Annotated in this window: 12 protein-coding genes; 8 read left to right on the top strand and 4 right to left on the bottom strand. The window is 55.5% G+C overall.

Annotated features, from left to right (window positions below):
* Positions 1 to 44: 44 nt before the first annotated feature.
* The 4 genes from relA to eno all read left to right on the top strand — a co-directional run bounded on the left by relA (position 45) and on the right by eno (position 6,377).
* Positions 45 to 2,276: a GTP diphosphokinase gene (gene relA / locus RHN82_RS14475; protein ID WP_003862722.1), complete on the top strand. Its 2,232-nt coding sequence runs from the start codon at positions 45 to 47 to the stop codon at positions 2,274 to 2,276.
* 67 nt (positions 2,277 to 2,343) lie between these two features.
* Complete coding sequence (gene mazG, locus RHN82_RS14480) at positions 2,344 to 3,135, top strand: nucleoside triphosphate pyrophosphohydrolase (RefSeq protein ID WP_047050194.1); 792 nt, start codon at positions 2,344 to 2,346, stop codon at positions 3,133 to 3,135.
* A gap of 223 nt (positions 3,136 to 3,358) precedes the next feature.
* A complete protein-coding gene (gene pyrG / locus RHN82_RS14485; protein WP_003862718.1) occupies positions 3,359 to 4,996 on the top strand; it encodes a glutamine hydrolyzing CTP synthase in 1,638 nt (545 codons plus the stop codon).
* Positions 4,997 to 5,078: 82 nt separating this feature from the next.
* Positions 5,079 to 6,377: a phosphopyruvate hydratase gene (eno, locus tag RHN82_RS14490; RefSeq protein ID WP_006811784.1), complete on the top strand. Its 1,299-nt coding sequence runs from the start codon at positions 5,079 to 5,081 to the stop codon at positions 6,375 to 6,377.
* A gap of 52 nt (positions 6,378 to 6,429) precedes the next feature.
* Here eno and RHN82_RS14495 read toward each other — a convergent pair whose 3' ends face one another.
* Positions 6,430 to 7,254, bottom strand: a complete 825-nt coding sequence (locus RHN82_RS14495) for a MurR/RpiR family transcriptional regulator (RefSeq protein ID WP_015571725.1) — start codon at positions 7,252 to 7,254, stop codon at positions 6,430 to 6,432.
* A gap of 166 nt (positions 7,255 to 7,420) precedes the next feature.
* On the opposite strand from RHN82_RS14495, the gene RHN82_RS14500 reads away from it, so the two are divergent.
* Genes RHN82_RS14500 through queE form a run of 3 tightly spaced genes read left to right on the top strand, consistent with a single transcriptional unit; the run spans position 7,421 to position 10,413 of the window.
* Positions 7,421 to 8,980, top strand: coding sequence for a PTS transporter subunit EIIC (locus tag RHN82_RS14500; RefSeq protein WP_047050223.1), 1,560 nt, complete (start codon positions 7,421 to 7,423; stop codon positions 8,978 to 8,980).
* Positions 8,980 to 9,687, top strand: coding sequence for an N-acetylmannosamine-6-phosphate 2-epimerase (locus RHN82_RS14505; protein ID WP_047050191.1), 708 nt, complete (start codon positions 8,980 to 8,982; stop codon positions 9,685 to 9,687). Before RHN82_RS14500 ends, RHN82_RS14505 begins: the two co-directional genes overlap by 1 nt.
* A gap of 54 nt (positions 9,688 to 9,741) precedes the next feature.
* A complete protein-coding gene (gene queE, locus RHN82_RS14510; RefSeq protein ID WP_006811780.1) occupies positions 9,742 to 10,413 on the top strand; it encodes a 7-carboxy-7-deazaguanine synthase QueE in 672 nt (223 codons plus the stop codon).
* Positions 10,414 to 10,430: 17 nt separating this feature from the next.
* Here queE and RHN82_RS14515 read toward each other — a convergent pair whose 3' ends face one another.
* Together RHN82_RS14515 and RHN82_RS14520 are read right to left on the bottom strand one after the other, a co-directional pair.
* Entirely contained in the window at positions 10,431 to 11,828 is a 1,398-nt protein-coding gene (locus RHN82_RS14515) for an MFS transporter (RefSeq protein ID WP_310398345.1), read from the bottom strand.
* 27 nt (positions 11,829 to 11,855) lie between these two features.
* Positions 11,856 to 13,025: a M20 aminoacylase family protein gene (locus RHN82_RS14520; protein ID WP_047050188.1), complete on the bottom strand. Its 1,170-nt coding sequence runs from the start codon at positions 13,023 to 13,025 to the stop codon at positions 11,856 to 11,858.
* Positions 13,026 to 13,196: 171 nt separating this feature from the next.
* Here RHN82_RS14520 and RHN82_RS14525 point away from each other — a divergent pair, with 171 nt between their 5' ends.
* Positions 13,197 to 15,551: a helix-turn-helix domain-containing protein gene (locus RHN82_RS14525; RefSeq protein WP_047050187.1), complete on the top strand. Its 2,355-nt coding sequence runs from the start codon at positions 13,197 to 13,199 to the stop codon at positions 15,549 to 15,551.
* On the opposite strand, the gene queD is transcribed toward RHN82_RS14525, so the two are convergent.
* Positions 15,536 to 15,901, bottom strand: coding sequence for a 6-carboxytetrahydropterin synthase QueD (gene queD, locus RHN82_RS14530; protein ID WP_006811776.1), 366 nt, complete (start codon positions 15,899 to 15,901; stop codon positions 15,536 to 15,538). The genes RHN82_RS14525 and queD overlap by 16 nt on opposite strands.
* Between the last annotated feature and the right edge of the window lie 21 nt (positions 15,902 to 15,922).

The following is a 15,922-nucleotide window of genomic DNA, read 5'->3' on the forward strand; positions in this document are numbered from 1 at the left end:
GGCTTGTCGACTTCGACAGGCCCTTGTCCCTAAAGGAGAGGACGATGGTTGCGGTAAGAAGTGCACATTTAAATAAAGCTGGTGAGTTTGACCCTCAAAAATGGATCGCAAGTCTGGGGATTTCCAGCCAGCAGTCGTGTGAACGCTTAACCGAAACCTGGGCCTATTGTTTACGCACAACGCAGGGGCATCCGGACGCTGAACTGCTGTTGTGGCGCGGCGTGGAGATGGTTGAAATTCTCTCCATGCTGAACATGGATATCGAAACGCTACAGGCCGCACTGCTGTTCCCCCTGGCGGACGCCGACGTGGTGACGGAAGACGTCCTGCGTGAAAGCGTCGGCCAGTCCGTCGTGGCGCTCATCCACGGCGTGCGTGATATGGCTGCCATTCGTCAGCTGAAAGCCGCGCAAACGGACTCTGTCTCTTCCGAGCAGGTGGATAACGTCCGCCGCATGCTGCTGGCGATGGTAGATGATTTCCGCTGCGTGGTGATCAAGCTGGCCGAACGGGTTGCCCATCTGCGTGAAGTGAAGGATGCGCCGGAAGACGAGCGCGTTTTGGCCGCCAAAGAGTGTACGAATATCTATGCGCCGCTGGCGAACCGTCTGGGTATCGGGCAACTGAAGTGGGAGCTGGAAGATTACTGCTTCCGCTATCTGCATCCGGCGGAATACAAACGCATTGCAAAATTGCTGCACGAACGCCGCATTGACCGCGAGCACTATATCGAGGAATTTGTCAGCGGGCTGCGCCAGTCGATGAAAGAGGAGAATGTGCGCGCCGAGGTCTACGGGCGTCCAAAGCACATCTACAGCATCTGGCGCAAAATGCAGAAGAAACATCTCGCCTTTGACGAGCTGTTTGACGTGCGCGCCGTACGTATCGTGGCGGAGCGTCTCCAGGACTGCTACGCCGCGCTGGGGATCGTGCACACCCATTTCCGCCATCTGCCGGATGAGTTCGATGACTACGTCGCCAACCCCAAACCAAACGGCTATCAGTCTATTCATACCGTGGTGCTCGGCCCTGGCGGTAAAACGGTGGAAATTCAGATCCGTACCAAACAGATGCACGAAGACGCCGAGCTGGGCGTGGCGGCGCACTGGAAATACAAAGAGGGTACCTCCGGCGGCGGTCGCTCCGGTCACGAAGATCGTATCGCCTGGCTGCGTAAGCTGATTGCGTGGCAGGAAGAGATGGCCGACTCCGGCGAAATGCTCGACGAAGTGCGCAGTCAGGTCTTCGACGATCGCGTCTACGTCTTTACCCCGAAAGGGGATGTAGTTGATTTGCCGGCAGGCTCCACGCCGCTCGATTTCGCCTACCATATCCACAGCGATGTGGGACACCGTTGCATCGGGGCGAAGATCGGCGGACGTATCGTACCGTTTACCTACCAGCTCCAGATGGGCGACCAGATTGAAATCATCACCCAGAAGCAGCCAAACCCAAGCCGCGACTGGTTGAATCCGAACCTCGGTTACGTTACCACCAGTCGTGGGCGCTCTAAAATTCACGCCTGGTTCCGCAAGCAGGATCGTGACAAGAACATCCTTGCCGGTCGTCAGATCCTGGACGACGAGCTGGAACATATTGGCATCAGCCTGAAAGAAGCGGAGAAGTTCCTGCTGCCGCGCTACAACTTCAACGAGCTCGACGAACTGTTAGCGGCGATTGGCGGCGGCGATATCCGCCTGAACCAGATGGTGAACTTCCTGCAAGCGCAGTTCAACAAGCCAAGCGCAGCGGAGCAGGATGCGGCGGCGCTGAAACAGCTCCAGCAGAAAACCTACGCTCCGCAGCAGCGCAGCAAGGACAATGGCCGCGTGGTGGTTGAAGGGGTGGGTAACCTCATGCACCATATTGCCCGCTGCTGCCAGCCGATCCCGGGAGACGATATTGTCGGCTTTATCACCCAGGGGCGCGGGATCTCGATTCACCGCTCCGACTGCGACCAGCTTGCAGAGCTGCAATCGCATGCGCCGGAACGTATCGTGGAAGCCGTCTGGGGGGAGAGTTACTCGGCGGGTTACTCGCTGGTGGTGCGCGTCACTGCCAACGACCGCAGCGGCCTGCTGCGCGACATCACCACCATTCTCGCCAACGAGAAGGTCAACGTGCTGGGCGTTGCCAGCCGCAGCGATACCCGCGAGCAGCTTGCCACCATCGATATGACTATCGAAATCTATAACCTTCAGGTGCTGGGCCGCGTACTCGGCAAACTGAACCAGGTGCCGGATGTGATTGACGCGCGTCGTCTGCACGGCGGCTAAACATCCTCTTCTGTAGGCCGGGTAAGGCAACGCCGCCACCCGGCTCAGGCATTTAATGGAATCTGTTATGACTCAAATCGACCGCCTGCTTGGCATCATGATACGCCTGCGCGACCCGGAAAACGGCTGCCCGTGGGATAAAGAGCAGACTTTCGCCACCATTGCGCCTTACACGCTGGAAGAGACCTACGAAGTGCTAGACGCGATTTCGCGCGAAGATTTCGATGACCTGCGCGGTGAGCTGGGCGACCTGCTGTTCCAGGTGGTGTTCTACGCGCAGATGGCGCAGGAAGAGGGGCGCTTTAACTTTGACGATATCTGCGCCGCTATCAGCGACAAGCTGGAGCGTCGTCATCCGCATATTTTTGGCGATGCCTCCGCAGGCAACAGTGCGGAAGTGCTGGCGCGCTGGGAGCAGATAAAAAGCGCCGAACGCGCTGAAAAATCCCAGCACTCGGCGCTGGACGACATTCCCCTGAACCTTCCCGCGCTGATGCGCGCGCACAAAATTCAAAAGCGCTGCTCGGCGGTAGGGTTTGACTGGACCTCTCTCGGCCCGGTGCTGGAAAAGGTGCACGAAGAGATCGACGAAGTGATGCATGAAGCGCAGCAGGCCGTTGTGGACGAAGCAAAGCTGGAAGAGGAGATGGGCGATCTACTGTTTGCGACCGTCAACCTTTCGCGCCACCTTGGTGTAAAAGCGGAAACCGCCCTGCAAAAAGCGAACATTAAATTCGAACGACGCTTTCGCGAAGTTGAGCGGATTGTCGCCTCGCGCGGCCTGGAAATGAGCGGGATTGACCTCGACGCGATGGAAGAAGTCTGGCAGGAAGTAAAACGCCAGGAACATGATCTCTAACGAGATTTTGCGATCAAGCGCAATTTGTGTGATTTTTTAAATGACAAGCGCTTGATTTGCGTCAAAAACATTTACCCAAAAGGGGCTATTTTCTCACTCCTTATGTTTGTCATGGCCTGAAGTGGAGACGGAGAATGAAAGTTTGTGGCGCTCGTCGTGTTCGGGTATACTACTTTCCCGTCCTGGTTATTCCATCGTTTCACCCTAACTTCTCAGGTTCAGCATGACAACGAACTATATTTTTGTGACCGGCGGGGTCGTATCCTCTCTGGGTAAAGGCATTGCCGCAGCCTCCCTCGCAGCCATTCTTGAAGCCCGTGGCCTCAATGTGACCATGATGAAACTGGATCCGTACATCAACGTCGATCCTGGCACCATGAGCCCAACCCAACACGGGGAAGTGTTCGTTACTGAAGACGGCGCTGAAACCGATCTGGATCTTGGCCACTACGAGCGTTTCATCCGTACCAAAATGACCCGTCGTAACAACTTTACGACTGGCCGTATCTACTCTGACGTTCTGCGTAAAGAGCGCCGTGGTGACTACCTGGGCGCGACCGTGCAGGTTATCCCACACATCACTAACGCCATCAAAGAACGTGTCCTTGCCGGTGGCGAAGGGCATGACGTTGTGCTGGTTGAAATCGGCGGTACCGTAGGGGATATCGAATCCCTGCCGTTCCTCGAAGCGATTCGTCAGCTGGCGGTAGATATTGGTCGTGAGCACGCGCTGTTCATGCACCTGACGCTGGTGCCTTACATGGCGGCAGCAGGTGAAGTGAAAACCAAACCGACTCAGCACTCTGTTAAAGAGCTGCTCTCCATCGGTATTCAGCCTGACATCCTGGTTTGCCGTTCCGATCGCGCGATTCCGGCGAACGAACGCGCGAAAATTGCATTGTTCTGTAACGTGCCTGAAAAAGCCGTTATTTCAATGAAAGATGTCGATTCCATTTATAAAATCCCGGGCCTGTTGAAATCACAGGGTCTGGACGATTATATTTGTAAACGATTCAGCTTGAACTGTCCGGAAGCTAACCTGTCTGAATGGGAGCAGGTGATTTACGAAGAAGCCAATCCGGGCGGCGAAGTGACTATCGGTATGGTCGGCAAGTACATCGAACTGCCAGATGCCTATAAGTCAGTTATCGAAGCGCTGAAACACGGTGGTCTGAAGAATCGCGTCTCTGTGAACATCAAGCTGATTGATTCGCAGGATGTGGAGACGCGCGGCGTCGAAATTCTTAAAGATCTGGATGCTATCCTCATCCCTGGCGGCTTCGGCTACCGTGGTGTTGAAGGCAAGATCGCCACTGCACGCTATGCGCGTGAAAACAATATTCCATACCTCGGTATCTGCCTGGGTATGCAGGTTGCGCTGATTGAATTTGCGCGCAACGTAGCGGGAATGGAAAACGCGAACTCTACGGAATTTGTGCCAGACTGTAAGTACCCTGTTGTGGCGCTGATTACGGAATGGCGCGACGAAGACGGTAACGTCGAAGTCCGTACCGAGAAGAGCGATCTGGGTGGCACCATGCGTCTTGGCGCACAGGCCTGCCAGCTGTCCGACGATAGCGTGGTACGCAAGCTGTACGGCGAGCCGGTCATCACCGAACGTCATCGTCACCGCTATGAAGTCAACAACATGTTGTTGAAACAAATTGAAGCTGCGGGTCTGCGTGTTGCGGGCCGTTCCGGGGATGATCAGTTAGTCGAGATCATCGAAGTGCCTAACCATCCGTGGTTCGTGGCCTGCCAATTCCACCCGGAATTTACTTCAACGCCGCGTGACGGGCATCCGCTGTTTGCAGGCTTCGTGAAAGCCGCCAGCGAGTACCAGAAGCGTCAGGCGAAGTAAAAAAAGTTAGAACGGCAACGCGTACCTTTGGTACGCGTTGTTTGTCTGGAGTTTTAGTTTAACTTGTACTGAGGAAAATCTAATGTCCAAAATCGTTAAAGTCATCGGTCGTGAAATCATCGACTCCCGTGGTAACCCGACCGTTGAAGCTGAAGTTCATCTGGAAGGTGGTTTCGTCGGTATGGCAGCGGCTCCATCAGGTGCTTCTACAGGTTCCCGCGAAGCGCTGGAACTGCGTGATGGCGACAAATCCCGTTTCATGGGCAAAGGCGTACTGAAAGCGGTTGGCGCTGTTAACGGTCCTATTGCTCAGGCTATCGTTGGCAAAGATGCTAAAGATCAGGCTGGCATCGACAAGATCATGATCGATCTGGACGGTACTGAAAACAAATCTAACTTCGGTGCGAACGCAATCCTGGCCGTTTCCCTGGCGAACGCCAAAGCGGCAGCGGCAGCTAAAGGCATGCCACTGTTCGAGCACATCGCTGAACTGAACGGCACCCCAGGCAAATACTCCATGCCTGTACCAATGATGAACATCATCAACGGTGGTGAGCACGCAGACAACAACGTTGATATTCAGGAATTCATGATTCAGCCAGTTGGCGCGAAAACCCTGAAAGAAGCGGTTCGTATGGGTTCTGAAGTGTTCCACAACCTGGCTAAAGTTCTGAAAGCTAAAGGCATGAACACGGCTGTTGGTGACGAAGGCGGCTACGCGCCAAACCTGGGTTCTAACGCAGAAGCACTGGCTGTTATCGCTGAAGCGGTTAAAGCAGCAGGCTACGAGCTGGGCAAAGACATCACCCTGGCGATGGACTGCGCAGCATCTGAATTCTACAAAGACGGTAAATACGTTCTGGCTGGCGAAGGCAACAAAGCGTTCACCTCTGAAGAGTTCACCCACTTCCTGGAAGACCTGACCAAACAGTACCCAATCGTTTCTATCGAAGACGGTCTGGACGAGTCTGACTGGGATGGTTTCGCATACCAGACCAAAGTACTGGGCGACAAAATCCAGTTGGTTGGTGACGATCTGTTCGTAACCAACACCAAGATCCTGAAAGAAGGCATCGAGAAAGGCATCGTTAACTCCATCCTGATCAAATTCAACCAGATCGGTTCTCTGACCGAAACGCTGGCTGCGATCAAAATGGCGAAAGACGCTGGCTACACCGCGGTTATCTCTCACCGTTCTGGCGAAACTGAAGATGCTACCATCGCTGACCTGGCTGTGGGTACCGCTGCTGGCCAGATCAAAACCGGTTCTATGAGCCGTTCTGACCGTGTTGCTAAATACAACCAGCTGATTCGTATCGAAGAAGCGCTGGGCGAAAAAGCACCTTACAACGGTCGTAAAGAGATCAAAGGCCAGGCATAAGCCTGAACCTTCGTTCTTATGAAAAAACCCGCTTCGGCGGGTTTTTTGTTTTCTATAGCAGAAGCGGCAACGTGGCGCTTGCCGTTTGCTGGCTGACGTCACCGTAATGGCTGTCTACTGCAATAAGGGAAGTGGTTAGCAGTTCAACCAGCAGCATCACGCCAACCTTGGCATTGAGCGCACCCGCGCTCAGCGGTCCCTCGGGTTTGGCTGCAACCAGCTGTAAATCGCTCAGGGAGGCTAGCGGGCTGCGGGGCGTATTGCTGAGCGCCAGTACCTTAACGCCCCGCTTGCGGGCGAGTTTCACTACGTGAAGCAGATCCCGTGTAGAGCCGGAACTTGAGATGGCCACCACCAGCGTCTCTTTCGAGAGCGTCGTCGCATTCATGGCGGCGCGATGCATATCGCTAAACAGCTGTGCAGGTTTGCCGAGTCGCAGCAGCTTGTAATGCAAATACTCTCCCAGGATCGCGCTGGCCGCTACCCCGTAAATTTGCACTGACTGCGCCTGATGCAGGGCCAGTGTCGCCTGTTCAAGCTGGGCCCGGTCGAGGAGTTTTGCGGTATCTTGCAGCGCCTGGACAGACTCATCCACCACGTTATCTATTGCATCTCCTGCCTGACGCTCCGGCAAACCCTGCTGAATATCCAGCGCAAGCGCCATTTTAAATTCGTTATATCCCTTACAGCCCAGCGTGCGGCAAAGGCGTGTGACGCTGGCCTCGCTGGTGCCGCTTTCACGCGCCAGCTCGGTGATCGTCAGGTAGAGCACCCTGGCAGGATCGTTGAGGACAAACTCCCCCAGTTTTTGTTGCGTTGGGCTGTACCCGGAAGCCTCCTGGCGTAGCTTCAGCAGCAGGTTTTCATGGTCCGACATGCTAGATCCTTAATGCGTTTCTCTGCCAACTAGTGTGGCGGAAAGCGGGGGAGAGATGCCAGTCATTTCGAAAAAGTATGATCGGCGTCTTGGTTTTTGGTGGTAATTTTCACAATTAAAAATATATGTGGTAAAAATTTTCATCAATAACCAGGGGGATAAAAAAATGATGCAAATGTTCAGCGGAGCGTCTTCCGGCGGATGGTTTGAAAAAGCGCAGCGCTTTGGCAAATCCTTTATGTTACCCATCGCCATACTGCCCGCAGCAGGTCTGTTGCTGGGGATTGGCGGGGCGCTATCGAATCCGAATACGCTTACCGCGTATCCATTTTTAGACGTTGGCTGGCTACAGGCCATCTTTACCATCATGAGCAGCGCAGGCTCGATTGTGTTTGCAAACCTGTCGGTACTGTTTGCTGTTGGGGTCGCCGTTGGGCTGGCGAGAAATGATAAAGGCACGGCAGGGCTGGCGGCGTTGCTCGCTTATCTGGTGATGAATGCCACTATCAATGCGCTGCTGATCCTGACCGGAAAACTGGCGCATGAAAACCCGGGCGCTGTAGGGCAGGGCATGACGCTGGGTATTCAGACGCTTGAAACGGGCGTGTTTGGTGGGGTAGTTATTGGGCTGGTGACCTGCGCACTGCATCATCGGTTTAATAAAATCGCGCTTCCGCAATTTCTGGGCTTTTTTGGCGGCTCACGCTTCGTTCCCATTATAAGCTCACTGGCGGCGATACTCGTCGGCGCGCTGATGACCGTGGTCTGGCCGCATTTTCAGAAGCTGATCTTTGGCCTCGGCGGGCTGGTGGATGCCACCGGCTATCTGGGGACGTTGCTGTACGGCTTCATCCTGCGCATGCTTGGCCCGTTTGGTTTGCACCACATCTTCTATCTTCCATTCTGGACCACCGCGCTTGGCGGCAGTGAAATTGTTAACGGTCACCTGGTTGAGGGCACGCAGCGGATCTTCTTCGCCCAGCTCGCCGATCCGAACATGCAGCATTTCTATGAGGGCACGTCGCGCTTCATGTCCGGGCGCTTTATTACCATGATGTTTGGTCTGCTCGGCGCGTGTCTGGCGATGTACCACACGGCCAGGCCGGAGAATAAGAAGCGCGTCGCCGGGCTGCTGCTCTCTGCGGCGTTAACCTCATTCCTGACGGGAATTACCGAGCCCATAGAGTTCTCATTCCTGTTTATTGCCCCGGTGCTGTACGTCATTCATGCGCTGTTTGACGGGCTGGCGTTCATGCTCGCGCACATGCTGCACATCACCATCGGACAAACTTTCTCCGGCGGGTTTATTGATTTCGTGCTGTTCGGCATTTTGCAGGGGGAAGCGAAAACTAACTGGATGTTCGTCCCGCTGGTGGGCGTACCGTGGTTCTTCCTTTACTACTGTACCTTCCGCTATCTGATCAAACGTTTTGATTTTGCCACGCCGGGCCGGGAAAAGGAGGCGTTGGCTGACGAGGCTACTCTGCCGCAAAGCGAGCGCGCCGCGGCGGTGATCGCCGGGCTGGGAGGAAAAGACAATCTGGATGACGTTGACTGCTGCGCCACGCGCCTTCGCGTCACGGTGAAAGACGGTAGCAAAGTCAATGAATCTGCACTGAAAGCGACCGGCGCGCGCGGCGTTATCGTCCGCGGCAACGGTGTCCAGGTCATCTATGGCCCGCACGTCACCATTATCAAAAACGAAGTGGAAGAGATTTTATCGTAATGAAAACTGTACTGGATAACCTGAAAGGAAAACTGGTCGTCTCCTGCCAGGCGCTGGAAAACGAACCGCTGCACAGCCCGTTTATTATGTCGCGAATGGCGCTGGCGGCGGCCCAGGGCGGTGCCGCGGCGATCCGCGCCAATAGCGTGGCGGATATCGAGGCTATCAAAGGGCTGGTCTCACTGCCGGTCATCGGCATCATCAAACGTGACTATCCGGATAGCGAGGTGTTCATTACCGCGACGCTCAAAGAAGTGGATGAGCTGATGGCGGTCGCCCCGGAGATCGTTGCGCTGGATGCGACCGCCCGGAAACGGCCCGGTGGCGGATCGCTGGACATGCTGATCGCGCAGATCCGCGCCCGTTACCCTTCGCTGCTGCTGATGGCGGATATTGCCACCGTGCAGGAGGCCGTGACCGCGCAGGCGCTGGGGTTTGATTGCGTCGGAACCACCCTTTACGGTTATACGACGGAGACCGCGGGCCATTCGCTACCGGAAAATGACTGCGCGTTTTTGAAAGAGGTGCTGTCTGCCGTCACGATCCCCGTGATTGCCGAAGGTAACGTGGATACGCCTGAACGCGCGGCCAGGTGTCTGGCGCTGGGGGCGCACACGGTTGTCGTCGGCGGGGCGATCACCCGACCACAGCAAATTACGGAACGGTTTATGGCGGCAATTGGCGCGCAAAGCACCGATGGAGCATGATCATCTGACGGGGATCTGCGATACTTATCGTTTATCCCCTTAACAGAGTTGACTATGCAGTACCCGATTAACGAGATGTTCCAGACCCTGCAAGGCGAGGGTTACTTTACCGGCGTTCCCGCTATCTTTATTCGTTTACAGGGATGCCCGGTTGGCTGCGCCTGGTGTGATACCAAACATACGTGGGATAAGCTCGCAGATCGGGAAGTATCGCTGTTCAGCATTCTGGCGAAAACCAAAGAGAGCGATAAATGGGGCGCGGGCAGCGCGGAAGATCTGCTTGCCATTATTGGTCGTCAGGGCTGGACGGCGCGGCACGTAGTGATCACCGGCGGGGAACCCTGCATTCACGATCTGATGCCGCTCACCGAACTGCTCGAGAAGAACGGCTACAGTTGCCAGATCGAAACCAGTGGCACCCATGAAGTGCGCTGCTCACATTCAACGTGGGTAACGGTTTCACCGAAAGTGAATATGCGCGGCGGGTATGACGTACTGTCGCAGGCGCTTGAGCGTGCTGATGAGATCAAACATCCAGTGGGGCGCGTGCGTGACATCGAAGCGCTGGACGAACTGCTGGCGACGCTGACGGACGAAAAGCAGCGCGTGATCGCGCTCCAGCCTATCAGCCAGAAAGACGATGCGACCCGTCTGTGCATTGAAACCTGTATCGCCCGCAACTGGCGCCTGTCGATGCAGACGCACAAATATCTGAACATTGCCTGATACTTTTGTGGCCCCGCTTAACGCGGGGCTTTTGTTGTTGGCAGTAAAGCCCAGGTCACGACTGCCGACCCAAGGCAAATCGCACTGTTGAAAAGCAAGGCATACTGCGCGGCACTGGCCGTTCCCATCGGCAGCCATAGCGCGTACAGCGATGCGGTGACCGCGATCCCCATGGCTCCGCCCAGGGAGCTGCCCATCTTATAGATCCCTGAAGCCACCCCCACTTTGTTTTCAGGGGCATTCATTACCGCCGTGTCCGTTGAGGGCGTGGCGTAACATCCGAGCCCCAGCCCGAATAAAATATTGCTCAGAAAAACGGTAACAATGTAGACCTCTTTGCTTAAGAAGGTGCATGAAATCAGCGAAATACCTGTTGCGGTCAGCAGCGGGCCAGTCATCATCGGCAGCCTGGCGCCATAGCGCTGAAGCAGTTTTTCACCCACCCGGATCATCGCCAGTACGGTAACCAGATACCCCAGCGTCATCATGCCGGTCTGTAGCGGTGACAGATGATGGCCTTGCTGCAACCAGATGCTGGCGATCATCATGGTGCCAATGCAGCCGTTGAGCAGGAAATTTGAGAATACCGAGGCGCTATAGGCCCGGTTTTTAAACAGGGCGAAATCGATCAGCGCCGCATCGCCTTTCCGCCGCCCGGTAACGATAAAGCACATCTGTGCAATCACGGCTCCACACAGTACAAGAAGCGATAAACTGCTGCTCCAGCCCCAGCTGTGTCCTTTGCTGATAAACAGATTGAACAGCACCAGCATAAGGACAAAACTCACCAGGCCGCTGATATCCAGTTTGTGTCGACACGCATCAGGGCTGCGGCTTTCCGGCGTGGCGCGGATAAGCAATAGCGCGACCAGCGCTACCACCATCGACAGAATAAAAATCCAGCGCCAGCCCAGCGTGGTGGCGATGGCGCCTCCCACAAACGAGCTCAGGCCACTTCCGCCCCATGAACCGATAACCCAGAAACTGATTGCGCGCTGGCGTGCTTTACCTTCATACCAGGTTTTAATCAGCGCCAGCGTGGCGGGCATGATGCAGGCCGCTGATAGCCCCTGTATCGCTCTTCCCAACAGAAACAGGACGGGCTCCCATGAAATGAACAGCAGACCACTCCCGATCATGCTCAGGATCAGGCCAATCATGGTCAGGCGCATGCGCCCAAACTTATCGGCAAACCCACCGCAGGCGACGACAAAACAGCCGCTGAACAACGCGCTCAGGCTGACGGCCAGCGTAAGGGTTTCGAGGGCAATATCGAGGCTATTCTGCATGGCCGGAACCACGTTGATAACCGACTGGGCAAACAGCCAGAATGTCAGAACGCTCATGACGATACCCGCCAGCAGCCGATCGTTACCGGCGTAGGCGGATGCGCCTGTCAGGGAAACGGTACTCATAGTGCAGCCCTCCCGGGAAGGTGCGAATCAGCGCAGATAGTGTTCGGTCAGTGCGGCCCACAGCGCCGCGCCGGTGAGGAGAATGTTGTCGTTAAAGTCGTAACCCGGGTTATGTACCATGCAGCGGTCAGGCTCATCCCCGGCGCCAAGGGTGAAATAGCATCCATTGGGATTTTTCTCGAGCATAAAAGCAAAGTCTTCGCTGCCCATAAACGCATTCACCTCCGCGACGGCATCCTGACCGAACAGATCGGTGGCGACGCTGCGCACCATCTCATTGGCTTGCGGATTATTTTTCAGCACCGGGCTGCCGTTAATGTGTCGAATGGTGGCCGTCGCATTGAAACTTTCCGCCTGTGCAACGGCGATATCATGGATACGCTGTAGCACGGTTTGCCGCACGCGTTCATCCAGCGTGCGCACGGTAAGTTTCATCAATACTTTGTCGTTGATAATGTTGGGGGCATGTCCGGCCTGAATGCTGCCTACGGTAACGACGGCGGGCTGGAAGGGGGTAATGTTGCGCGAAACAATGGACTGCAACGCGATAGTGATATGACAGGCAACCAGGGTGGCATCAACGGTATGTTCTGGCACCGCACCGTGACCCCCCACGCCGTTAACCTCAATATGAAGGGTGTCGGAAGAGGCCATCATGGCGCCATCGCGCAGACCAATTTTTCCGAGGGGCTGTGACGGCATATTGTGCAGACCAAAGATGTGGTCGCAGGGGAACAGGTCAAACAAACCGTCCTCTACCATAACGCGTCCGCCATACAGAAGTTCTTCCGCGGGCTGAAAAATAAGGTGCAGCGTGCCGTTAAAATTGCGGGTGCGTGCCAGGTACTCCGCTGCATACAGGAGCGTTGTGGTGTGGCCGTCATGACCGCAGCCGTGGAATTTACCCTCAACGGTACTGCTCCACGCCTTGCCGTTGTTTTCCTGCATTGGCAGCGCATCCATATCGGCGCGCAGGCCCAGGCGTTTATGCCCGTTACCCACCTTCAGTGTGCCGACCACACCGGTTTTAGCCACGCCGCGATGAACCTCATATCCCCATTCCTGAAGCAGCGCTGCAACGCGATCGCTCGTGTTGTGCTCCTCAAAACCAATTTCTGGATGCTGATGAAAATAGCGACGTAATTCAGTGAACCGAGCTTCGTTGCCACGCAGAGCTTCGATAATGGGATGTGTCATTTTTGTTATCCTTTTTCTGCCAAACGATGATAATTTCGAGTCTATGACGATCGTCCCGCCTGAAAATGCATTTTTTTGTTGTAAAGCGACGGCTTTGTTTTGATTGTTTTTCATACAATTCAGTTATGACAAAAAAGATCAGGTCATTATTTGTCTTTGGTGAGGGGTAAGATGGCGCAACGGGGAGATGAATTTTGGATAGAGATTCAGGACATTCGCCACTGCGTGGAGGATGAAGGCGATACGCTAACGTTGCTCTGGGTGCTGGAAGGGCGGGCAGAGCTGAACACCGATGTGGGACGTGAAATTCTGGAGGCCAATACCCTTGCCATCATCAACCGTCATCGGCGCTGGCAGTTCACGAGCGAAACGGCAAATGTCACCCTGCGCGTAACCCTTTCCGGGCGCTGGGTCGTCCAGCTCTGCAATGATTTTTTTGCCCATGATTATGCTGTACCGGCAGAAGCCGGAGGCGTCTGGCCCCAATGCGATGCGCTTCGCGATCTGCTGCGCCAGCTTCTTGTGGTCACCCTCATCAACGACCCGCACCGCTACCGGCTGGAGGCGTACCGCTGGCTGAGCGAGATATTGCTGTTGCTGACCAGCCGCTTTCAACAGCCCGCCCGTATGCTGTCACGGGAATTTTCCTCAGCGCACAGCAAACGCATCGCCCGGGTGATAGAGCGGATCAATGCCAGTTATTCCCGCCGTATTACGCTTGCGGAAATCGCCGCGAGTGAATATGTCTCTGAAGCCTGGCTCTCTCGTCTCTTTCGCAAGGAGGTGGGGATCAGTTTCATGCAGTACATCACTCACCTGCGGCTGGAAAAGGCGGCCGACGCTCTCCGGCTGACGAACCGACCGCTGCACCAGATTGCGCTTGAACAGGGTTTCGCCAGCACGCGCATGATGAGCGATCGGTTCAGGCGTGTTCACAATATGTCTCCGGGTGAGTTTCGTAAGACCCGGCGCCAGCACCCGGAGGCGGCACGTATTCGGACGGACAGGCGTGAGCAGCGCTATCCGGTCGCCGTGGACAAGCTGTTTAGCCTGCTCAATGAACCGGTGGCGCGCGGTTGGGGAGCCTCGCCGCTCATCGTTCACCCGCAGCAGGAGCAGAGACTGGATCTTGAGCAGCTCAATCCTCTTTCTGCCTCGCTGCGCCGTATGCGGGTGGTCATTACCCTGCGTGAGCTCGACGATTTGCTGCGGGAGGACGTTCGACAAAATCTGGAGGCGATAAATGAGGCCATTCCCATTGAGGGAATTGATATCGCCGAGCCTTTTCTCAGCAGTCGTCTGTTTGCCACCGGGTGGGATGACCCCCAGATGGCGGGCTACGCCTGCTGGTACAATCTGCATCAGCTTTTCACCTGGCTGGCAAAAAAGCAGTGGACGGTGCTACTGCACACCGGCGTAACGACCCGCCGCGATCTTCTCACCCGCTTTTTACAACAGTCGGTTAATCATTTTTCGCCAGAGATCACCGCAGGCTGGCATTTCGTCATGCACTGGTCAACACAGGCGAGTGAGGAGACCCGGGAGCAGGTCTGGCTGGCCCAACAAAAGGCAATACGAACTTATCTTCCGCAGGCAAAGTTTGGTTTATGGCACCGATTTGCCCCCGTCAGCGCGGGCGTAAGCGAGGATACCCTGTTCAGTTCAGCCATCCTGATGCAGGCCGATTTTCTTGCCTGTTCTGCCGATGCCAATGAGCTTCTCGATCCCGCCCAGCTGGAGCCAGCCCATCTCTCGTCAACGGAAAATTATCCGATACTGAAGGTCCGCCAGATCCTCACCGCCCTTCGCCTGCGTAAATGTTCGCTTCCCGTCTGGCTTCTCTCCTGGAATACCCTCACCGGCAACACGCGGGCGACAAACGGCTGGTTTTTTCGTGGGGCGCTGCTGATGCAGAACCTGCTCGGGCTTTCGGAGCAGGTCTGGCTGGCGGGATTCTGGCTTAATTCAGGCCTTCAGGGAGAAGCCCGTGCGAACAACACCATCGATACCTCAAGCCTGGCGCTACAGTATAACCATGGTCTGCCGCGTCCGGTTTATTGGGTACTCTGGCTCTGGCAACGTCTGCGGGGCGAGGTGCTGGTCAATGATAAGCGTGTCCTGCTTACGCGCCATCGCAATGGTTATCAGCTGTTGCTGCGTAATGTGGTGGTTTTTAATCCGCTCCTTTCCAGTGAAGAAGCCTTCATCCAGCGTTTTCGCCAGCAGTATCATTTACACCTGAAGGGAATGCGCGGTAAATGGCGAATTAAATGCCATCTGTTTGATCAGCACAACGGCGCGCTCTATCCGTTGCTTGAAGGGGTTGGCAGCGAAAGCGGCCCTGATGAAGAGATGTGGCGCTGGATAGCGCATAAAGCGCGTCCAACGCTTTCCGTACGCGATGAACGCCTTTATGACGGCTGGCAACTGACTGAATCACTGGAGAGTAATGCGCTGGTGCTCTACGAGTTTACGCCGCTCGTGCCTCGTGAGGCCGAAACGGAGGAGATTCACTCCCCGCGGTAGACGCAGCCTGCCGTGCAGGTCTCTTTGATCATCACCGCGCTCAGCAGCGGTACCAGCGGTTTCATCTGATCCCAAATCCATTTCGCCAGCACTTCGCTGGTCGGGTTCTCAAGGCCCGGAATATCATTCAGATAGTAGTGATCGAGACGATCGTAGGTCGGCTTAAACGCGGCCTTCAGTTCGGCAAAGTCCATGATCCAGCCCGTATGGGGATCGACTTCACCGGTGATTTCAAGACGCACCATAAACGAGTGTCCATGCAGGCGGCCACATTTGTGCCCGGCAGGAACGTGTGGAAGGTGGTGTGCGGCTTCGAAGGTGAAATCTTTAAACAGTGTGGTGGACATCATAGCTCTCAGGAATGCGGAAAA

It is taken from the genome of Enterobacter cloacae complex sp. EB5 (genome assembly GCF_031432835.1).
GTDB classification, from domain to species: domain Bacteria; phylum Pseudomonadota; class Gammaproteobacteria; order Enterobacterales; family Enterobacteriaceae; genus Enterobacter; species Enterobacter hormaechei_C.